The sequence below is a fragment of the Streptomyces lydicus genome, assembly GCF_004125265.1.
Lineage (GTDB): Bacteria > Actinomycetota > Actinomycetes > Streptomycetales > Streptomycetaceae > Streptomyces > Streptomyces lydicus_C.
Map to the genome: position 1 here is coordinate 938,655 of NZ_RDTE01000003.1, position 20,472 is coordinate 959,126.

Here is a 20,472-nt window from a genome sequence, read left to right on the forward strand (position 1 = left end):
GTCAACGACCGCCCGCGGGTGTCTGGTGGCGTGCGGGGGTGGACAGATAGGGCCGGACGCTCTTGACCAGCATCGACATCTCGTAACCCAGTACCGCCACATCGGCCTCGCGGCCGGCGAGCACAGCCAGGCAGGCGCCCGATCCGGCGGTGGAGACGAACAGGAAGGTGGACTCCAGCTCGACGACCACCTGCAGCACCTCGTCGCCCTCCCCGAAACGCACACCGGCGCTGCGGGCGAGGGAGTAGAGGCCGGAGGACAGGGCGGCCATGTGGTCGGCGCTGTCCGGGTCGAAGCCGTGGGCGGCCTTCACCAGGCCGTCCGAGGACAGCAGCAGCGCACTCCGGGCATGCGGCACCCGCTGTACGAGCCCGGTCAGCAGCCAGGACAGATCGGTGTGCTGGCCTGACTGCAGCTGCGAATGCGCCTGCGCACGCACATCACTCACCATGGTTGCGGTCGTCTCCTCGGGGGCGGGCCATCGTGGCGTCGTGGTCACGGTCGTAGAGCAGGTCGTTGCCGGCCGGGCTGCTGGTGTCGCCGCCGTGGGCCGTGGTGCCGTTACCGTCGGCGCTGTCGCCGGCATAGGTGTCGTCGGCGAGGCTGAAGCCGCGCCGGAAGGCGGCCATCAGGCCGGGGTCGTGCTCGGGCTCGGGCCCCGTACGGGGGGTCGCGGAGGGCAGGATCGGGTCACCGCGCAGCTCGGGAACGAGGTGCGTCTGCTTGCGCCGCCGGGGCAGCCTCGGGCGGGCGCCGTTGTCCACCACAGGCGGCGCGGGCGGGAGCACGACCGGGCCGGGATCGGCGGGGCGGTCGGCGGGAGCGGCGTCGGGGGTGTGCGGCGCGGGCAGCCGCGCGTCGGGCAGGTGGACGTCGGGCAGGTGGACGTCGGGAGTGTAAGCGCCCGTTGCGCGGACCAGCCGGCGACGAGCGGCACCGGCGTCGGGATCGGAGACGGGATCGGTGTCCGCGGGGAGGCTGCTCGGGACCGGGACCGGGGCCGCGTCCGGGGCCGTACGGTCGCCGTATCCGCGCGGTGCCGTGTCGAGGGCATCGGGGGCGGGAGCGGGGCCGGGGATGGCCACCGTCCGGCGACCGGGGTTCAGGCCGGGGTCATGGTGCTCGTGAGGCTCCACGGAGTCGTGATGCCGGGGGCGTTCGTGACGCGTATGGCCGTCGTCGGGGTCGTCGGCGAAGCCGCCGGCGTAGCCGCCGTCGTGCTCGCGCGCCGGGTCGGTGTCCGGAGATACGGCGCGCGGCCCCTCCGCTCCGTCCGCGTCCCCCTCGGCCGGTTCCTCGCCGAGCAGTTCCTGGGGCACGATCAGCACGGCCTGCACACCGCCGTAGATATTGCTCTGCAGCCGCACCACGATGCCGTGCCGCCGGGCGAGCGAGGAGACCACGAACAGTCCGATCCGGCCGTCACTCAACAGCTCGGCGACATCGATGTGTTCGGGGTCGGCCAGGAGGGCGTTCATCCGTGACTGCTCCTCCGCCGACAGGCCCAGGCCGCGGTCCTCGACCTCGACGGCGAGGCCCGCGGTGACGAGCTGGGCGCGCAGCAGGACCGGGGTCTGCGGGGCGGAGTAGATCGAGGCGTTCTCGACGAGTTCGGCGAGGAGGTGGATGACGTCGGCGACGGCGTGTCCGTGCAGGGTGCCCTCGATCGGCGGCACCAGCTTGATCCTCGGGTACTGCTCGACCTCGGCGATCGAGGAGCGCAGCACCTCGGTCAGGGACACCGGGCGGCTCCACTGGCGGCGCGAGATGGCGCCGCCGAGCACCGCGAGGTTCTCGGCGTGCCGGCGGATCCGGGTGGCCAGGTGGTCGACGTGGAACAGGCCCTTGAGCAGGTCCGGGTCCTCGACCTGGTTCTCCAGCTCGTCCAGCAGCTCGATCTCCCGGTGCACCAGGGACTGCAGGCGGCGGGCGAGGTTCACGAACACCTCGACCTTCTGCTCGCTGCCGCTGGCGTTGCTGCGGGCGATGGCGACCGCGTCGATGACGGCGGACTCGGCGGCCCGGCCCGCGGCGGCCACCTCGTGGGCGAGCAGGTCGAGCGTGTCGCCCGTGGGCACCACGCCCTGTTCTGGCTCGCGGCGCTGGATCCACTCGCCCTGCCGTACGCGGTCCAGCAGGTCGTACAGGTCGGACTGGCTGCGGGCGCAGACCTGGCGCAGCCGGGCGTAGCGGATGACGGTGGCGCGGGCCTCGGCGTTGGCGGCGGCGGTCGCGGTGAGCACGACGACGCAGACCAGCGCGAGACCGCCGCACAGCACCACCCACTCGCGGCCGGTGAGCCGGGCGCCGCCGGTGTGCACCACGAAGGCGGCGGCGGCCGTGCAGATGACGGCGACGAGGAGGCAGGGGACGGCGGCGAGCCGGACCAGGCGGGCCCGTATCGCCGAGTCGGCGGCGGATTCGGGGAACGAGGCCCGGCCGTGTCGTCCGCCCTCACGCTCCCGCCGCCGGGCGGAGGCGGGGACGGGGACAGCCCCCTGGGAACCCTGGGGCCCTGGGGATCTGTGAGCCTCCTGGAACGTCTGGTTCCCCTGGGGGAATGCGGTAGGCATCGGCGCCCTCCGGATCGGCCGTGGCAGTTCGCGGAGCACGCACGCTAGTTGTTGCACGGGTGGGGGCCGGGCCCACTTCGGGGTTCGCTACCCCTCGCCACCTCCTTGAGTGGGCGTCTCGCGCACACCAGTACGAGGCGATCCGAACTCCCGTTCATGGATGGCCAGTTGGAAGGCACCCGGCAGGCCGGCCCCACGGGGCGGCAGCCGGCTTCCGCCTCAGCGGTCCGCGACGAGATCCACGTCGGTGGGGGAAACCGCCGGCGGCCAGGCGGGCCAGCCATGGACGGGGGGCACGGCAATCGCGCGCCACCACGGATAGACGGCCGGGGGGTCGGCGGGCTCGAACGGCTCGCCCGGCCGCGGGTGGGCGCTGGTGACCCCGGCCTTCCGGGCAGCGGTCAGGGTCCACTCGGCGGGCTCCGCCCACGGGTGCGGTGCGAGGTTGAAGGTGCCCCAGTGGATCGGCAGCAGCACGCCGCCGGGCTGCTGTCCCTGCAGGTCGAGGTGGGACTGCACGCCCTGGCCCGGATCCATGTGGATGTCCGGCCAGAAGTCGCTGTAGGCGCCGATCTGGATCATCGTCGCGTCGAACGGGCCGTATTCCGCACCGATCTGCGCGAAGCCGGAGAAGTAGCCGGTGTCGCCGCTGTGGAAGATCCGGTGATCGGGGCCGGCGACCACCCAGGAGGCCCACAGGGTGTGCTGCGGGCCGCGCAGACCGCGGCCGCAGAAGTGCTGTGCGGGGGTGGCGGTGAGGGTCAGCCCGCCCACCCGGGCGGACTCGTGCCAGTCGAGCTCGGTGATCCGCTCTGCGGGCACACCCCAGAATTCCAGGTCGGCACCGACGCCGAGCGGGACCACGAAGGCCGCGCCGCTGGCGGTCAGGCCCTGGACCGTCGGCATGTCGAGATGGTCGTAGTGGTCGTGGGAGATCACCACGACATCGACCGGCTCCAGCTCGTCCAGCCCGATGGGGACCGGGTGCATCCGTTTGGGGCCCGCCCAGCTGAACGGTGAACAGCGCTCGCTCCAGACGGGGTCGAAGAGCACCCGCCGGCCGTCTATTTCGGCCAGCACGCTCGAATGACCCATCCAGGTGAGCCGCAGCCCGGAGGCGGGCGGCTCCGTCCCGTCCGCGGCGGTCGGCCGGTAGACCGGGATCCGGCCGACCGGCGCCCGGCGCAGTCGCCCCTCCCGGCTCAGCTGGGTACGCGCCATCGGCAGCGCGGAGCCGTGGAGCAGCTGCCTGGTCTCCACGGGGTTGCGGAACTGGCCGTCCACGAACTGGGGCGACCTGCGCAGCCTGGCCAGCCGCTCCCCGGTGGGCACGGCGCCGAAAGCCGCCGGCCGCAGCGCGGAGAGTCGGGTGCGACGGGGTCTGGAACCGGTCACGGCACCTCCATGGTCGGGGTAGTCGCGAAGTGAACGGGCCGCGTGAGCGGCGGGTTCCGGTACGCCGCGTCACACGGCGCCGCCGTACGGTTTCCGCACCACGACACCCGGACTCTCCACACCATCACCCGCAGACAACAACGGCGCGACCGGCCGTGACATTCCGGAGTAAAGGTGCGACCTTTCCCGGGCGCCACCGCAGATGCCGGCCGGCCCGGCAACTCGAACGCGTCCATGGGAGCGGGACCGGGCAGGCCGCCCTCACACCTCTTCGACGACCGCGGGCGGGCCGGGAGCCCGGGGCGGCGGGGCAGAAAGACCGTGCGCAGGAAGATCCGCGGGGCGGGTGGGCGGCGCGGTGAGGCAGAAGACGTCCCGGAAGGCCGCCCCGGCGACCGGGTCGATCGCGGCACGGGCGGCGAGCCGGTCGAGGTACCACGTGGTCAGCCGCTCTTCCTGCGGAGCGGCCCGGCCCAGTCCGGCGAACCACCGGGGAGTGCGGGAGCCGCGGCCCGAGGCGTCCACCACGACGGGTGACGCTCAGGGTGAGGTGCCGGCGCTCATCGAAGCGGCGCCGCCGGCCTGTGGGGGTACGGGTGAGCATGTTCGCCACATCCCCTCGCTCCCCCGCCCGTTCCGCACCGGCCACCGATCATCGGCACGGCTTCTGCGACCCCTTTCCTCCCTCGTGTCACCGGAGTCCCTGACATCCCGTGATGAGCCGAATGTGCGTCTAGACTCCCGGCAGCGGACGCACATCGTCCGCAAACGGTTCCACCAGCAAGGGATTCGTCTCACCAGCAAGGGATTCAGGGACGCTTGTGACATTCCAGCAGGTTTCTGAGCCGTATGACGCATACGACGTACTCGTCGTCGGCGGGTCGGGCGTGGACACCATCGTGCAGGTCGCCGCACTGCCCGTACCGCTCGCCGACTCCTATGCGGTCCCCCCTCTTCACGAAGGGGCGGGACACACCGGCACCGGCGTCGCACTCGGCTGCGCTGCGCTCGGGCTCACCACGGGATTCGTGGATTTCCTCGGCGACGACCATCCGGGCAGCCTGGTCCGTGAGCGGCTGGCCGGCACCGGCATCGACTTCCGGCCGCTGCTCTCGCCGCACGGCACCCGGCGGGCGGTCAACCTCGTGGCCGCCGACGGCCGCCGGATGTCGTTCTACGACGGCCGTGACCCCCTCGATCTGCGGATGCCGCCCGAGCACTACCTCCCGCCGCTGCGCCGCGCCCGGCACGTCCATCTGTCGATCATGCACTTCGCCCGGTTCCTCTACGACGACATCGAGGCCCTGGGCATCCCCGTCTCCACGGATCTGCACGACTGGGACGGGCTGACGGACCATCACCGCGAATTCGCGCTCCGCTCGGACCTGGTGTTTCTCAGTACGGCGGGGGCGGGGGAACGGATCGGTTCCGTCATGCGGGAGATCCTGCACGAGGGACGGGCCAAGGCAGTGATCGCGATGGCCGGGGCGGGCGGCGCCTACCTCCTCACCGCCGACGACCGCACCCCACGCCTGGTCCCGCCCGCGGTCCCGCCCGGCCCCGTCGTGGACAGCAACGGCGCGGGCGACGCCTTCACCTGCGGGTTCCTCTACGGCAGGCTGGCGGGCCGGGACCTCGACGAGTGCGCGCGCCTGGGTGCGGTCGCGGGGGCGTACGCCTGCACCTCGCCGGGCACCCACACCCGCCTCGCCGGACCGGAGGACCTGCGCTCGGCGCCGGCCACGACGGCGCCGCCCCTCACCACGGCGGCGCAGGCCACCGCCGCGGCGCCGCCCGGCGACGGGCAGCGGCTCGCGGGTCCGCCGGACGCCAGGGTCTCCCCCACGGGCGCGTAGCCCGCCGGCCGGGAACCTCCGGCCGGGCCCGCGGGCCCGGCCGGTCAGTCCTTGCGGCCCACCCCGCCGTAGAAGACGGTGTTGTTGAGCTCCTGCGCGCCGGGCACCGGACCGTCCGGCCGCCACAGCGGCACCCGTACCACTCCCGGCTCCAGCAGCGCGAACGGCCCGAAGAGCGGCGCGATCTCGGACTTCGACCGCAGGTTGAGGGAGGCGGTGGCGCTCTTGTAGACGTTCACGACGCCGTCGCGCGCCTGCTCGTCGATGCGGCCCTCCGCATAGGCCTCGTAGGGCTCACCGGTCGCATGCGACAGGACCAGGTGGCTGCCGGCCGGCAGCGCCTCGGCAAGGGTGGCGATGAGGCCTGCGGGATCCTCGTCGTCCCGGATGAAGTGGAGGACGGCGACCAGCAGCAGCGCCACCGGCCGGTCGAAGTCGATCAGTTCCCGGACGGTGGGGTGGTCGAGCAGCGCCTTGGGGTCGCGGACGTCGCCGAGCACGAATCCGGTGTGTTCGGTGTTGGTCAGCCGGGCGCCGGCATGGGTGGCGACGATCGGGTCGTTGTCGACGTAGACGACACGGGTGTCGGGCGCGGTCTCCCGGGCCGCCTCGTGGGTGTTGGGGGAGGTGGGGATGCCGGTGCCGATGTCGATGATCTGGCGGATGCCGCCGGCGACCAGTGCGCGCACCGTCCGCCGCATGAAGGCGCGGTTGGCGCGGGCGCTGAGCCGGACCTGGGGGTGGACCTCGATCACGCGCTCCGCGGCCACCCGGTCGACCTCGTAGTTGTCCCAGCCGCCGAGGTAGTAGTCGTACATCCGGGCCGGGTGCGGCCGGCTGGTGTCGATCTCCTCGGCCGGGAATCCCGAGGGCTCCGGCCCCTGGACGTACGGTCCGATCTCGTGGACCGTGCCCTCCGGCGCCCCCGGGGGTATGTCCTGCTCGCTCATGCCGTCCTCCGCTCGGTGCGCCGGCCCGGCGCCGCGGAGAGCAGGAAGTCGGCGTGGCCGGCCTTCGCGCCCTCGATGAAACTCACCATTTCGTGGTGGGTGTAGATCAGCGCGGGCCCGTCCGGGTCGGTGGACTGGCGCAGCGCGATCCGGCCGTCGCCCAGCCTCATGGCCTCGACGCACTCGCCGCCGTTTCCGCCGCTCCACGGCTTGTGCCAGCCCTCAGTGCCCAGTTCCTTGGCGGGCATGCCGTTGTAGATGCGTATGCGATCCATGGTTCAGATCTCCTTGCGAAAGCCACCCAGAATGGCCTCGGTGGTGTGTGCCGGCGCGGCCTGCGCACACATCCGGTCCAGGGCCTCCAGGAACTGCGAGACGTCGTTGCGCTGGTCGAAGTACACGGCTCCGACGAGGCTTTCCGCGTAGGCGATGTCCGGGAGCTCCGGAATCGGGAAGCGGAAAAGGTGAAAGGGGCCGTACATGGCGGAGTGCGGGCCCGCGGCGAAGGGCATGACCTGCAGCCGGACGTTCGGCAGTGCGGTGGCCTCGATCAGCCGGGTGACCTGGTCGCGCATCACCTGGGCCCCGCCGATCGGCCGGCGCAGCACGGTCTCGTCCATGACCACCCACAGCATCGGCGCGCCCTCACGGGTCAGGAGCGACTGCCGCTCCATGCGCAGCGCGACGATGCGGTCGATGTCCGCCGCCAAGGCGTGCGGCATGCCGGCCCGCAGGACGGCGGCGGCGTAGTCCTCGGTCTGCAACAGGCCGGGGACGTAGTGCGGTTGGTAGGCCCGGATGAGGTTGGCTTCGCTCTCCAGGCTGACGAAAGCGCTGAACCACTCGGGAAGGACGTCCCGGAACCGGTGCCACCAGCCGGGCTTGTTGGCCTCGCGCGCGAGGGAGAGAAAGCCCTCGATCTCCTCCTCGTCGGTGACGCCGTAGGTCGCCAGCAGCTTCTCGACGTAGGGGAGTTTGAGGCCGACCTCGGCCTTCTCCATGCGTCGTATCGTGGCGTGGGTCACATCGAGGGCCGCGGCGGCCCGTTCGAAGGAGATCCCCGCCTTCTCGCGCAGGTCCTGCAGTCGCTTGCCGAGCACCACCCGCAGGACGGTCGGTGCACCTGCCGACCGTGGGTCCGCCACGTCCGATCGCCTCCAACTGACTTCAGTGGTCAGCAGTCTGTCATGCCGTCAACAGCACGAACAGACTGCACCTTACGATTCTGCAAATTGCAGAGTGATCCTTGCCATCGGTCACCGGCATCGCACATAGTTACGGAGTGGCTTCCTCCAACAACGCTCCCTCGTTAGGGCGCTGTGGCGGCTTCGTCGCCCAGTACCCGCAGGACGCGTTCCACTTGCCGGCGCGACGCACGTCCGTTCCCGAGGCGCGCAGACGCGTCAGTGCGCTGCTGCACGAGTGGGGCGCGGCTCAACACGTCCTCGACGACGTGGAGTTGGTGGTTTCCGAGCTGTTCACGAACGCGGTGCGGCACACCGACAGCGAGAAGGTCGGCTGCGAACTCGCCCTCTTCGGGGCCCACATACGCATAGAGGTCACGGACCAGGGCGGCCCGGAAGATTCGGCACCGCACGTCCAGCCCGGCAGCGTGGACAAGGAGTGCGGACGAGGGCTGTTCCTCGTCGGTGCGCTCTCCGACAGCTGGGGATCACGGCCCGCCGACAGCGGTCGGGGCCGGGTCGTCTGGGCGGACCTGCCCTACTCCTCGCTCGCCCGCTGAGGCCCCGCGCTCCGCATCGGCGGAGACGGGGCCTCCGGCACGCCTGGGGCCCATGACGACCCCCCGGGGAGACACCTCCGGACGGGCCGGGCTCCCCTAGAGCGGCAGCAGATCCGGCCGCTTGGGCTCGACATGATCACCGGACGACTCTCCGCGCAGCCGGCGCCCGATCCACGGAACGAGGTGCTCCCGCGCCCAGTGGATGTTGTCCCGCCGCGCGTCGGCGGCCGACCGCTCCGCCTCCGGCGGCCACGGCTGGTCCGGGTCGGCCGGCACCCGCAGCCCGAGCACCTGGCCCGCGCGCAGCGCCACCCGGGTGTGGCCGTCGGCGGACAGGTGCAGCCGGTCGTCGCTCCACGCCCGGCGGTCCTGCACCGACTTCAGCGACCACAGGTCCAGGACCGGGCAGTCGTGCCGGTCCGCGATGGCCCGGACATGCGCCGTATAGGTGGCGATCTTGCCGCGCAGGTGCTTGAGGACGGGGATGCCGCGGGTGTCGAAGCCGGTGCAGAGCAGGACCGTGCCGACCTCCTGCCGCAGATCGGCGACCGCCGCCTCGTAGCGCTCGGCGACCGCGTCCGGGTCCGAACCGGGCCGCAGGATGTCATTGCCGCCGGCGCAGAACGTCACCAGGGCGGGGGCGAGCTCCTTCGCCCGGGGCAGCTGCTCCTCGACGATCTGGTCCAGGAGCCGCCCCCTGACCGCGAGGTTCGCATAGCGGAAGTCCCCCTCGGCCTGCTGATCCGAGAGAAGGACCGCCAGGCGGTCCGCCCAACCGATGTACGCCCCGTCAGGGCCGGGATCCCCGACCCCCTCTGTAAAGCTGTCCCCGACGGCTGCGTACGACCCGATGGCGCCAGGGGCGCCGTTGCTGAAGTACTTCGAATCGTCTGCCACGTCAGGACATACTTCACCTCAAGAAGTGACCTACGCCACCGTAACCAGGGGTTGACGAGGGGTGATTAATGCCACCAAGTCAAATTCTTGTCAAGTTGGAATAAAGATCGACCGCGCTCTGCCTCCGCATATCGCGGCGCGTCCGTGTCGCCCATGTCGGCTCGATTGCCTATTGCATCAATGTCGTATCGTCGGAAGTGCCCGCCTCGCCGACGAGCGGCGTCGGCGAACGAACCCGAGGAGCGCGCGTGACGCAGCAGACGCCGCAGGTCCCCCAGGCCCAGCCCGAGCTCACGGAGGTCCGCAACTTCCGCGATGTGGGCGGTCTGCCGACCGTGGACGGGCGTCGCGTACGGGAGGGGAGGCTGTTCCGCAGCGGACACCTCGCCCACGCGACCGAGGCGGATGCCGCGTTTCTGGCCGGCCTCGGGCTGCACACCATCTTCGACTTCCGCAACGCCTCGGACATCAAGCTGGAAGGCCCCGATGTCACGCTGCCCGGCGTGCGGAATGTGAATATCCCGCTCACCGATCCGGCCGACGGTGCGGAATTCTGGGTGATGGTGCGCGACGGTGAGCTGGACCAGCTGCGTTCCGCGCTCGGCGACGGCAAGGCCGCGGCCCGTATGGCCACGACCTACCGCCACATCATCACCACCCGCACCGAAGACCACAGCAGGGTGCTGAACGCGCTGGCCGAGGACAGCGTCCCGGCCCTGATGCACTGTGCGGCCGGCAAGGACCGCGCCGGCCTGTCCGTCGCGGTGACCCTGCTCGCGGTCGGCGTGGAGCGGGACGCCATCGAGGCGGACTACCTCAAGTCCGACGATCCCCACCGGCGCTACAAGATCCGCCGCTCCGACAACTCCGCGGTCGGGATGTCGCAGGAGGTCATGGAGTTGCTCGCGCCGCTGTTCGGGGCGCACGCCGACTACCTCGCGGCCGCCTACGACGCCATCGAGCAGACCTGGGGCTCGACCGAGAAGTACCTCACCGACGGCCTGAAGCTGACGCCCGCCACCCGCGAGCGGCTGCGTGACCGGCTGCTGACGGACTGACTGCCGGGGCACGGGCGGCCCCGCGGCCGCCCATCATACGTCCGCGTTCCGTGGTCCCCGCGGGTCTCCCTCGGGTACGGGACCGGCCCCGGCCGCCACCGGCTACTCGCGGCGTCCCAGGTGTGCCTTGACCAGGGTCCGGCCGAAGTCCCACATCAGGCCGCCGCCCGAGTGGGCGTCGTCCATGACGGCCGTGAACGCCTCCACGAAGCGGTCGACTTCGCGCTCGCCGATGATCAGCGGGGGGATCAGCTTGATGACTTCGAGGTGATCGCCGGAGACCTGGGTCAGGATGCGGTGGCGCTGCAGCAGCGGTACCACGACCATCTGCGCGAACAGCCCCTTGCGGGCCGCCTGCAGCATCGTCCAGCGGCTGCGCAGACCGAGCGAGGTGGGGCGGCCGAACTCGATGCCGATCATCAGGCCGCGGCCCCGTACGTCGTGCAGCAGCTCGTACCTGCCGACCAGCGCGGCGAGCCGGGAGCGCAGCAGCTCGCCGGTGTGCCGGGCGCCCGCGACGATCTGCTCGTCCTCCATCACCGAGAGCACCGCCAGACCGGCCGCCATCGCCTGGGCGTTGGCGCCGAAGCTGGCGGAGTGCACCAGTACCCGGTCCATGGACGAGTAGACCTTCTTGAAGATCCAGTCCTTGCCGAGGGTCGCGCCGACGGGGACGTAGCCACCGGACAGCGCCTTGGCCACACACACCAGATCCGGCTCGACGCCGTCCTCGTGCTGGTAGGCGAAGAAGTCGCCGGTGCGGCCGAGGCCGGTCTGCACCTCGTCGGCGATCAGCAGGGCCTTGTGCCGGTGCAGCAACTCCTGTGCGGCGCGCAGGAATCCGGGCGGGGTGGGGTGCACGCCCTTGCCCTGGATCGGTTCGACCACGAACCCCGCCACATCGCCGCGCTTCAGCTCCCGCGCCAGTGCGTCCAGATCACCCATCGCGATGGCGGTGTCCGGCAGCAGCGGGGCGAAGCCGTCCCGGAAGCCGTCCTCGCCGTTGACGGAGAGCGCGCCGGTGGTCAGGCCGTGGAAGGCATGGGCGCAGTAGAGGATGCGCGGTCTGCCGGTGGCGTAGCGGGCGAACTTCAGGGCGGTCTCAACGGCTTCGGTGCCGCTGTTGCCGAAGAAGACCCGGTCCAGGTGGGGCGCACAGGTCAGCAGCTTCTCGGCGAGCAGGCCGGGCAGCGGCTGGCAGTCGAAGCGGGTGAGATCGGCGAGCTGGGCGTCCAGGACGTCGTGCAGCGCCTTGCGGACGACGGGGTGGTGCCGTCCCAGGCCCATCACCCCGAATCCCGCGAGCATGTCCAGGTAGTCCTGGCCTTCGGCGTCCCAGAAGTAGGCGCCCTCGGCCCGCTCGTAGACCTTGTCGAAGCCGATGGTGTGCAGCATCCGCGGGAGCTGGTGGTTGAGATGGCGGGCGTGCAGGTCGTAGCGCTCGCCGCCGCGTGCGGCGAGCAGTTCGGTCAGATCGAATCCGGTCACGCGTGGCTCTCCTTACGGGCCAGCGCGGCGCTGATCCGGCCGGCGATCTCGTCCGGGGTGAGGCCGAGATCGGCCAGCAGCTCACCGCGCTTGGCGTGTGCCAAGAACTGCTCGGGGATACCGAAGGTGCGCAGCGGCACGTCCACACCGGCGTCCCGCAGCGCCTGGCCGACCGCCCAGCCCACGCCTCCGGTCCGGCAGTTGTCCTCGACGACCACCACCATGGCGTGGTCCGCGGCGAGCCGGGGGACGGCGTCGTCCACCGGTTTGACCCACCGCGGGTCGATGACGGTGGTGTCGACGCCGCGTGCCGTGAGCAGTTCGGCGACCCGCAGACAGACCGGAGCCATCACGCCGACCGCGACCAGCAGGACGTCGGGGTGCGGCGCCCGGTGGAGGACATCGACGCCGCCGATCCGGTCCACGGCCGGGAGGGGATCGTCCACCGGCTCCTTGGGGAAGCGGACGACGGTCGGGGCGTCGGCCACGTCCAGCGCTTCGCGCAGCTGGGCGCGGAGCTGGTCGGCGTCGCGCGGTGCGGCGATCCGCAGACCGGGGACGACCTGGAGGATCGACAGGTCCCACATGCCGTTGTGGGAGGCGCCGTCGGTGCCGGTGAGGCCGGCCCGGTCCAGGACGAAGGTGACGCCGCACTGGTGCAGCGCCACATCCATCAGCACCTGGTCGAAGGCCCGGCCCAGGAAGGTGGCGTAGACCGCGACGACGGGGTGCAGGCCGCCGGTGGCCAGCCCCGCCGCCGACACCACCGCATGCTGTTCGGCGATGCCCACGTCCCACACCCGGTCGGGGTAGGCCGCGGCGAATTTCCCTAGCCCGACCGGCTGGAGCATCGCCGCGGTGAGGGCGACGACGTCCGCGCGTTCGGCGCCGATGCGGACCATCTCGTCGCCAAAGACGGAGGTCCAGGAGGGCCGGGCCACCGGGGTGACGGGTGCGCAGGTCAGGGGGTCCATCACACCGACCGTGTGTAAGTGGTCGGCCTCGTCCTCCAGGGCGGGCCGGCAGCCGCGGCCCTTCTCGGTGAGGCAGTGCACCAGCACCGGGCCGTGGAAGCCCTTGGCGCGGCGCAGCGCCGATTCGACGGCCGCGGTGTCATGGCCGTCGATCGGTCCGAGGTACTTCAGCCCCAGGTCCTCGAACAGGCCCTGGGGCGCGAAGGCGTCCTTGAAGCCCTTCTTGGCGCCGTGCAGGGATCCGTAGAGCGGCGCTCCGACGACCGGGGTGCGCTGGAGCACGTCCTTGCACCGGGCCAGGAACTTCTCGTAGCCGTCGGTGGTGCGCAGGGTGGCGAGATGGCCGGCGAGGCCGCCGATGGTGGGGGCGTAGGAGCGCTCGTTGTCGTTGACGACGATGATCAGCGGGCGGTCCTTGGCGGCGGCGATATTGTTGAGGGCTTCCCAGGCCATCCCGCCGGTGAGCGCGCCGTCCCCGATGACGGCCACCACATGGTCGGTGCCGCCCCGCACCTGCCGGGCCTTGGCCAGGCCGTCGGCCCAGCCCAGCACCGTCGAGGCATGGCTGTTCTCGATGACGTCGTGCGCGGACTCGGCGCGGGAGGGGTAGCCGGACAGGCCGCCCTTGGCCCGCAGCTTGGAGAAGTCCTGGCGTCCGGTCAGGAGCTTGTGTACGTAGGCCTGGTGGCCGGTGTCCCACAGGATGCGGTCGGCGGGTGAGTCGAAGACCCGGTGCAGGGCGATGGTCAGCTCGACCACGCCCAGGTTGGGCCCCAGGTGGCCGCCGGTACGGGCGACGGCGTGCACGAGGAAGTGCCGGATCTCCTCGGCGAGTGCGGCAAGGCGCTCGGCGGGGAGCGCCTTGAGGTGGTCTGGCTGCCGGATGTTCTCCAGCATCGTCATTCGCGCTCCCCCTCCGGTTCGGCTGACAGGGACCGGCCGGGCCCGGCTCGTGCGCCCGTGCGGCGCAGGAGCCGGGCCGGACCGGGACGACGGTGCGCCCGGGCGCGGCTCACCGCCGGTGGGCGGTCACCCGCGGTTGCCCGCGACGGTCTCCCTGGCCGCCCGGAGGGATTCCTTCAGCGACCCCATGGTGGCGAGGACGGCGGTCGGCTCGTAGCCGCAGTGCGCCATGCAGTTGGCGCAGCGCGGGTCCTTGCCGCGGCCGTACTTGGCCCAGTCGGTCTCCTCGATGAGCTCCCGGTAGGTGGGGACGTACCCGTCGCTCATGAGGTAGCAGGGGCGCTGCCAGCCGAAGAGCGAGTAGTTGGGGATCGCCCACGCCGTGCACGGGAAGTCCGCCTTGCCCTCCAGGAAGTCCAGGAAGAGCGGGCTGTGGTTGAGCCGCCAGCGGCGCCGGTTGCCGCCGGCGAAGGCCTTCTTGAACAGCTCGCGGGTCTGCTCCACACCGAGGAAGTGCTCCTGGTCGGGGGCCTTCTCGTAGGCATAGGCGGGCGACAGCATCATTTCGTCGACCTGCAGATCGTCATTGAGGAAGTTGAGGACCTCGATGATGGTCTGCGGGGTGTCGGTGTTGAAGAACGTGGAGTTGGTGGTGACCCGGAAACCGCGCCGCTTGGCCTCCTTGATCGCCGCCACCGCCTCGTCGAACACGCCTTCCTTCGCGACGGATTCATCGTGCCGCTCGCGCATGCCGTCGATGTGCACGGCGAAAGCGAAATACGGCGAGGGGGTGAAGTTCTGCATCTTCTTGCGCAGCAACATCGCGTTGGTACACAGGAAGACGTACTTCCGCTTGGCCACCAACTGCCGCACGATCTCGTCGATCTGCGGGTGCATCAGGGGCTCGCCGCCGGCAATGGACACCATCGGGGCGCCGGACTCCAGCACCGCACCGACCGCCTGCGCCACCGGCATACGCTGTTTGAGCACGCCCGCCGGGTGCTGGATCTTCCCGCAGCCCTCGCATTTCAGATTGCACGCGAAGAGCGGTTCCAGCTCGACGATGAGCGGGAACTTCTCCCGTCGGCGGATCATCTTCTGTTCAAAAAGATAGGTCCCGACCCGAATGGACTGACGGAGCGGCATGGCCATCTGGCTCACCTCCAGGGGAGCAGCAAAGAACGGTGCCATTCGTAGAAAACAGGAAGTACGGAGCGCAGCACCCGGAAGGCCGATATTCCACCGCGCACCGTGCCGATGCGTACGAGCTCATGTTCTGGAGCGTCCACGACCACCCGGACGGCCGCAACCGGACGGATGCCGGCGTTCCGGGCCACCCGGAGGGTCGCGGCCGATTCCATGTCCACCGCGACCGCACCCGCGGCATGCAGCGCGGCCCGCTCCGCACCGCGTACGACGTGGTCGGAGCCGCGCAGCAGCCCGGTGTGCACGGTCAGCCCACGCTTGCGCAGGGCCCGGAGCAGCGGGCCGTTGTCGTGGCAGAGCGTTTCCGGCGCGTCCGCATGCTGGTCGCGGGTGGCTTCGGCGACGACCACGTCCCCGGGGCGCATCCCGGGCGCGAGGCCGGCACAGAAGCCGCTGGCGACGACGGGGGAACGTTCGGTGACCGCGCCCGCACGCAGCGCATGGGTGAGGGTGCGCTCGGCCGCCTGGGGGCCCATGCCGGTACGGAGCGTGACCAGCTGCGGACCGTCCCCTCGCGCCGCTCCCCCGCGGTCACCGCCGCGCAGCGCGAACCGCTCGATGCCGAGCGCACAGGCGACCAGCAGGGGCGGGTCCGGGTCCGCCGGGGGCCTTGGCATCAGGCCCTCACCGGCGCGGCGGCCAGTCCCCCGCCCAGGTAGCGGCCCAGGGCGGTCAGCGGGAAGACCTGGCGGTAGAGGTGATAGTTGATGGAGAAGTCCCAGGGGAAGCCCGTGCCGGTGAAGTACGGCTCGTCCCAGGACCCGTCCTCGCGCTGTGTCGCGGTCAGCCAGCGCACTCCGCGCCCAACCGCCTCGCTGTCCCGCTCCCCGGCCGCGAGCAGCGCCATCAGCGCCCAGGCGGTCTGTGAGGCGGTCGAGGCGCCGCGTCCGGCCCACTTCTCCTTGTCCTGGTAGGAGCGCTGGTCCTCGCCCCAGCCGCCGTCGTCGTTCTGCACCCGCTCCAGCCAGCGCACCGCCCGGCGCACCGCGGGGTGCGAGGCGGGGATGCCGGCCGCGGCGAGCGCGGGGAGCACCGAGCCGGTGCCGTAGAGGTAGTTGGTGCCCCAGCGGCCGAACCAGGCGCCACTGGGCTCCTGTTCGGCCAGCAGCCAGGCGATGCCACGGCGGGTGCGCGGGTCGTGGGTACGGCCGACATCGGCCAGCATCTCGACGACATGGGCGGTGACGTCGGCCGACGGCGGGTCGATGACCTCCCCGAAGTCGCAGAACGGCAGCCGGTCGGGGAACGGACTGGTGTTGTCGACGTCGAAGGCGCCCCAGCCCCCGCCCTTGGACTGCATCCCGAAGTTCCAGCGCACCGCGCGGTCCACCGCGGCCTCGACCCGCTGCGGATCGGGGTGCTGGACCCGGCGCAGCGCGAGCACCACCTCGGCGGTGTCGTCGATGTCCGGGTAGTTGCCGTTCTCGAACTCGAACGCCCAGCCACCGGAAGGGAGTCGGGGCCGCTTCACGCTCCAGTCGCCGGGCCGGCGGATCTGCTCGGCGAGCATCCAGTCGACGGCCTTGACCAGCTGCGGGTGGCCGGCGGGCAGTCCGGCGTCGGCGAGCGCGATGGTGGCCAGGCAGGTGTCCCAGACCGGGGACTGGCAGGCCTCGATCATCCGGGTGGGGCCTCCCTGGCCGTCGGGCCCGGAGGGACCGTCCTCGCGCCACACGGCGAAGCGGTCGAGGGAGGCCAGGCCGGCGCGCAGCACGGGGTGGTCGAGGTCGTAGCCGAGGAGGTGCAGGGCGATGACGGAGTAGACGGCGGGGGGCTGGATGCCGCCCCAGCAGCCGTCGTTCTCCTGCCGCTCGATGATCCAGCGGGCGGCGGAGCGCATCGCGGCGCCGCGCAGCTTGCGCAGGGCGACCTTGTGGTAGAGGTGCAGCGCCTTGTCCAGGCGCTGGAAGAGCCCGTCCCAGGTGGTGGCGGGGGCGAGCGGCCGCGGCGGGTCGGGCCGGCGCGGATCGGTGTGCAGCTCGTCGAGGCCGAACGGCGCAGGGCGCACCGGGCGCTTCGCCGAGACGATGGTCAGCGGCACGATGGTCTGCCGCGCCCAGCATCCGAAGTCGTAGATGTTGAGCGGGAACCACGAGGGGAAGTAGATCAGCTCCGGCGGGAGTTGGGGCAGGTCGTCCCATCTCCACCAGCCGAAGAGGGCCAGCCAGATGCGGGTGAAGACCCGGGCCGCGGCGACTCCGCCCTGTTCGCGGACCCATGCGGAGGCCTTGGCCAGGTGCGGGGCGTCGGGGTCGTCCCCGGCGAGGCGCAGGGCGACATAGGCCTCGATGGTGGTGGAGAGTTCGCCGGGCCCGCCGTGGAAGGTGGCCCAGGTGCCGTCCGCGCGCTGCTCACCGCGGATGTGGCGGGCCGCGGCCTCGGTGACCTTCGGGTCCTGGATGCCCAGAAACTGACGGAGCAGCAGATCTTCGGCGTCCATCGTGACGTTGGTCTCGAGGTCGCCCTTCCACCATCCGGCGGGGTCCTGCACGGAGAGCAGATACTCCGTGGCGCGGGCGGTCGCGCGACGAGCGGCATCCGCCGTGTCCTGCGCCGAGGCGGTGCGGGGGTGCGTGGCTGTTGCGGTTGTCTCAGCGGTGGCATCGCTGGCCGAGGGGGCCCGGGGCGGCAGCGCCCCGGTACTTCCGTCGGTCGTCGCTGTCATGGCTTCCCCTTCTGCAGTGAACTGTGCAAAGCGTGCTCAGGGATTCCGTCGGCCGGCGCCTGGCTGGCGCCGGCCGGCGACTGCGATCTATTCGGTGTCGCTGGTGCTCATCTCTCCCGGACAACGACGAAGTCCGCGAGTGCGACGAGCTGTGCACGGACCTTTTCCGGCATCTCGATCTCGTTCAGGGCGGCAATGGCGGTGGCGTGCTGGCGGCGCGCCTCCTGGGAGGTCCACTCGCGGCCGCCGGCCTCCTCGATGAGGGCCGCGCGGGAGGCGAACTCCTCCTCGGTGAAGTCGGCGATCTCGGTCTCGCTCTTCTTCGCGTCGTCGGCGAGGATCCGGGCGAGACGCTCGGCGGCCGGGCCCTCGGCGGCCAGCGCGGCGACGACCGGCAGCGACTTCTTGCGCTGGCGCAGGTCGCTCCAGGGCCGCTTGCCGGTGGCCTCCGGGTCGCCCCAGATGCCGAGCAGGTCGTCGACGGCCTGGAAGGCGAGGCCGAGGTGGTAGCCGTACCGCTCCAGGGTGTCCGCGGTGCGGTCGTCGGCGCCGCCGAGGACCGCACCGATGGAGACGGCGCAGGCCAGCAGCGCGCCGGTCTTGTTGCCCTCCATCTCCAGGCACTCCTCGACGGTGACCCGCTCGCGGTGCTCGTAGGAGATGTCCTGGGCCTGACCGTCGATCAGCTTGCGGGAGGCCTGGGTGAGCCTGCGGGTGGCCCGGCCGGCGTCGACCGTGCCGAGCTCCAGCAGTATTTCGTTGGCGAGGGCGAACAGCGCGTCACCGACGAGGATGGCCTGTGCGGGACCGTGGACCTTCCAGACGGTGTCGCGGTGCCTGCGCTGCTCGTCGCCGTCCATGAGGTCGTCGTGCAGCAGCGAGAAGTTGTGCACCAGCTCGACGGCGACCGCGCCGGGGATGCCCACCTCGGGGGCCGCGCCGGCCACCTCGGCCGACAGCAGGGCGAGCGCGGGCCGTACGGCCTTGCCGCTGTCGCCCGCGGTGGGGCGGCCCTCTGCGTCGATCCATCCGAAGTGGTAGGCGGCGACGGTGTCCATGGGAGGAGCGAGCCGGTCCACGGCGGCACGCAGCACGGGAGTGGCGAGTGTCCGCCCGCGCTCCAGCAGCGCGGTGACGCTCTCGGTATCGATAGCTGGGGAAGCCGGGTTCACGGTTTCTCCTCTGTTTCCGGTGCTCGTGCTCGTGGGAGCGCTCGTACTCGTGGTCATGCCGCCTCCTGAGGCAACTGGCCCTGGGGGCAGCCGAGTTCGGTGAGTGCCTCGCGAGCGGCGGCAGTGCCGCTGCGAACAGCGCTTTCCATGGTCGCGGGCCACCCGGTGGCGGTCCACGCACCGGCCAGGAACAGGCCGGGGGCTTGGGTGCGGGCGGCGGGGCGGAGCCTGCCGACGCCCGGCGCGGGCGCGAAGGTCGCGGTGCGCTCGCGGGTGACGAAGAAGTCGTGGATCCTGGCGCCGCGGGCTGCGGGCAGCAGCCGCTCCAGCTCGGGCAGATAGCGGGCACGGAGCTTGGCGACCGGCTGGTCGATCTCCTCCTGCGCCGCGGACTGCGAGACCGCCAGATACTGGCTGCGCTCCTGGCCGGGAAGGCGCGTCAGCCCCGAGGTGTCGGTGCGGTCGAAGACCCACTGGACCGGGGAGCCGACCGCGGCGAAGAACGGGCGGCGCAGCACCTTGCGGTCGTAGACGACATGGAGGTTGAGGATGGGGGCGGTGCCGATGTCCAGCAGCCGGTCCTTGCCGTCCAGTGCCGCGTCGGGCAGCAGGGCGTGCGCCTCGCGCTGGGGTACGGCGAGGACGACGGTGTCCGCGGTCAGCTGCTCGCGCTCGTGCGGCCCCTTCTCCACCGTGACCTGCCAGCCGTCGTCGCTGCGGGTGAGGGCCCCGGCGCGGGTGCGCAGGGCGATGCGGACGCCGGCCTTCTCCAGGGCGCTGCGGGCGAGGTCGTCGTGGACGTCGCCGAGCGGGACCCGGGCCCAGCCGATGTCGGCGGCACCGGGGGCGGACAGCAGTCCGGTCTTGAAGACCTTGGCGGCCAGGCCCGTCGAGGCGTCCTCGGCGCGGGCGTTGAGGGTCGCGATGCCGACCAGGTCCCACAGCGCCTCGACGGCGCGGGCGGACTGGCCGTGGCGGCGCAGCCAGCTGCCGAAGTCCTGCCGGTCCAGGGCGGGGTCGGCCGGGTCGAGGCCCTTCAGCGCGAGGGTGGCGCGGACGACCCCGGCGCGCTCGGCGGGCGAGAGGTGCGGGTAGCCGGCCAGGCTCCCGGCGAGGTGCAGCGGTACGGGGAGCGCCGTGCGGCGCAGCCGGCCGAGCCGCATCCGGTCGGCGTCGAGGACGGGGACGTCCATCCGGTCCTGCAGGGGCACCAGGTGCGCGGCACCGAGCCGTTCCAGCAGCTCGCTGTAGGCGGTGCAGCAGCGCAGGAAGACGTGCTGGCCGTTGTCGACGCTCAGCTCGCCGACGCCGGATTCGCGGCGGAAGGAGAAGACCAGCCCGCCGAGACGGGGGCGGCCTTCGACAAGGGTGACCCGCAGGCCCGCATCGGCCAGCGCGAGCGCCGCGGTCGTGCCCGCGAGCCCGCCGCCGATCACCACCGCCGCCGCCCCGTCGGGACGGCCGGACGGCAGGTCGTGCCGCCGGCCGGGCCGCATGGCTCCCGGTGTCATGTGCTCTCCCCCCGTACTGCTGTGAGGGACGCAGCCACCCCCGGGAGGGTTGCCCGCCGCACTGGCGCGGGATCACCGCT

At 71.7% G+C, this 20,472-nt stretch carries 18 protein-coding genes; 3 read left to right on the plus strand and 15 right to left on the minus strand.

All coding sequences use genetic code 11. The features are described from left to right. Position 1: 1 nt before the first annotated feature. From D9V36_RS06910 to D9V36_RS43000, 4 genes are all read right to left on the minus strand, one after another. The gene (locus tag D9V36_RS06910) at positions 2 to 451 is read right to left on the minus strand and encodes a roadblock/LC7 domain-containing protein (protein ID WP_088801077.1); all 450 of its coding nucleotides are present in this window, start codon (positions 449 to 451) and stop codon (positions 2 to 4) included. Then, positions 441 to 2,573 carry an ATP-binding protein gene (locus D9V36_RS06915; protein WP_129292990.1) on the minus strand — a complete coding sequence of 711 codons (2,133 nt, stop codon included), beginning with the start codon at positions 2,571 to 2,573 and terminating at the stop codon, positions 441 to 443. The genes D9V36_RS06910 and D9V36_RS06915 overlap by 11 nt, the downstream gene beginning before the upstream one ends. Before the next feature lie 219 nt (positions 2,574 to 2,792). After that, positions 2,793 to 3,968, minus strand: coding sequence for an MBL fold metallo-hydrolase (locus D9V36_RS06920; RefSeq protein ID WP_129292991.1), 1,176 nt, complete (start codon positions 3,966 to 3,968; stop codon positions 2,793 to 2,795). Between the two features lie 261 nt (positions 3,969 to 4,229). Further along, positions 4,230 to 4,496, minus strand: coding sequence for a hypothetical protein (locus tag D9V36_RS43000; RefSeq protein ID WP_431357648.1), 267 nt, complete (start codon positions 4,494 to 4,496; stop codon positions 4,230 to 4,232). 293 nt (positions 4,497 to 4,789) lie between these two features. Here D9V36_RS43000 and D9V36_RS06930 point away from each other — a divergent pair, with 293 nt between their 5' ends. Continuing rightward, positions 4,790 to 5,824, plus strand: coding sequence for a carbohydrate kinase family protein (locus D9V36_RS06930; RefSeq protein WP_129292992.1), 1,035 nt, complete (start codon positions 4,790 to 4,792; stop codon positions 5,822 to 5,824). A 44-nt stretch (positions 5,825 to 5,868) separates the two neighbouring features. On the opposite strand, the gene D9V36_RS06935 is transcribed toward D9V36_RS06930, so the two are convergent. From D9V36_RS06935 to D9V36_RS06945, 3 genes are read right to left on the minus strand one after another with little or no spacing between them, the layout of a single operon-like run. After that, entirely contained in the window at positions 5,869 to 6,774 is a 906-nt protein-coding gene (locus D9V36_RS06935; protein ID WP_129292993.1) for an SAM-dependent methyltransferase, read from the minus strand. Then, positions 6,771 to 7,049 carry a DUF397 domain-containing protein gene (locus D9V36_RS06940; protein WP_088801073.1) on the minus strand — a complete coding sequence of 93 codons (279 nt, stop codon included), beginning with the start codon at positions 7,047 to 7,049 and terminating at the stop codon, positions 6,771 to 6,773. The genes D9V36_RS06935 and D9V36_RS06940 overlap by 4 nt, the downstream gene beginning before the upstream one ends. Positions 7,050 to 7,052: 3 nt before the next feature. Beyond that, positions 7,053 to 7,919 carry a helix-turn-helix domain-containing protein gene (locus D9V36_RS06945; RefSeq protein ID WP_129292994.1) on the minus strand — a complete coding sequence of 289 codons (867 nt, stop codon included), beginning with the start codon at positions 7,917 to 7,919 and terminating at the stop codon, positions 7,053 to 7,055. A gap of 137 nt (positions 7,920 to 8,056) precedes the next feature. Here D9V36_RS06945 and D9V36_RS06950 point away from each other — a divergent pair, with 137 nt between their 5' ends. Further along, positions 8,057 to 8,518 (plus strand): ATP-binding protein, encoded by a 462-nt coding sequence (locus D9V36_RS06950; protein ID WP_241720739.1) that lies wholly within the window; start codon positions 8,057 to 8,059, stop codon positions 8,516 to 8,518. Between the two features lie 96 nt (positions 8,519 to 8,614). On the opposite strand, the gene D9V36_RS06955 is transcribed toward D9V36_RS06950, so the two are convergent. Next, positions 8,615 to 9,415, minus strand: a complete 801-nt coding sequence (locus tag D9V36_RS06955) for an SGNH/GDSL hydrolase family protein (RefSeq protein WP_129292995.1) — start codon at positions 9,413 to 9,415, stop codon at positions 8,615 to 8,617. A gap of 248 nt (positions 9,416 to 9,663) precedes the next feature. On the opposite strand from D9V36_RS06955, the gene D9V36_RS06960 reads away from it, so the two are divergent. Further along, complete coding sequence (locus D9V36_RS06960; RefSeq protein WP_164992898.1) at positions 9,664 to 10,473, plus strand: tyrosine-protein phosphatase; 810 nt, start codon at positions 9,664 to 9,666, stop codon at positions 10,471 to 10,473. Positions 10,474 to 10,575: 102 nt separating this feature from the next. Here D9V36_RS06960 and D9V36_RS06965 read toward each other — a convergent pair whose 3' ends face one another. The 7 genes from D9V36_RS06965 to hpnE form a co-directional block, all read right to left on the minus strand. Beyond that, positions 10,576 to 11,961 (minus strand): aspartate aminotransferase family protein, encoded by a 1,386-nt coding sequence (locus D9V36_RS06965; protein WP_129292997.1) that lies wholly within the window; start codon positions 11,959 to 11,961, stop codon positions 10,576 to 10,578. Next, positions 11,958 to 13,838: a 1-deoxy-D-xylulose-5-phosphate synthase gene (gene dxs / locus D9V36_RS06970; RefSeq protein WP_129292998.1), complete on the minus strand. Its 1,881-nt coding sequence runs from the start codon at positions 13,836 to 13,838 to the stop codon at positions 11,958 to 11,960. Before dxs ends, D9V36_RS06965 begins: the two co-directional genes overlap by 4 nt. Before the next feature lie 126 nt (positions 13,839 to 13,964). Continuing rightward, positions 13,965 to 14,990, minus strand: a complete 1,026-nt coding sequence (gene hpnH, locus D9V36_RS06975; protein ID WP_129292999.1) for an adenosyl-hopene transferase HpnH — start codon at positions 14,988 to 14,990, stop codon at positions 13,965 to 13,967. Positions 14,991 to 14,995: 5 nt separating this feature from the next. Then, the gene (locus D9V36_RS06980; protein WP_129293000.1) at positions 14,996 to 15,661 is read right to left on the minus strand and encodes a 1-hydroxy-2-methyl-2-butenyl 4-diphosphate reductase; all 666 of its coding nucleotides are present in this window, start codon (positions 15,659 to 15,661) and stop codon (positions 14,996 to 14,998) included. After that, a complete protein-coding gene (shc, locus tag D9V36_RS06985; RefSeq protein ID WP_129293001.1) occupies positions 15,661 to 17,709 on the minus strand; it encodes a squalene--hopene cyclase in 2,049 nt (682 codons plus the stop codon). The genes D9V36_RS06980 and shc overlap by 1 nt, the downstream gene beginning before the upstream one ends. A 107-nt stretch (positions 17,710 to 17,816) precedes the next feature. Next, on the minus strand, positions 17,817 to 18,938 hold the full coding sequence (locus D9V36_RS06990; RefSeq protein WP_129293002.1) for a polyprenyl synthetase family protein: 1,122 nt from the start codon (positions 18,936 to 18,938) through the stop codon (positions 17,817 to 17,819). Then, the gene (gene hpnE / locus D9V36_RS06995) at positions 18,935 to 20,392 is read right to left on the minus strand and encodes a hydroxysqualene dehydroxylase HpnE (protein ID WP_431357649.1); all 1,458 of its coding nucleotides are present in this window, start codon (positions 20,390 to 20,392) and stop codon (positions 18,935 to 18,937) included. Before hpnE ends, D9V36_RS06990 begins: the two co-directional genes overlap by 4 nt. Positions 20,393 to 20,472: the final 80 nt, after the last annotated feature.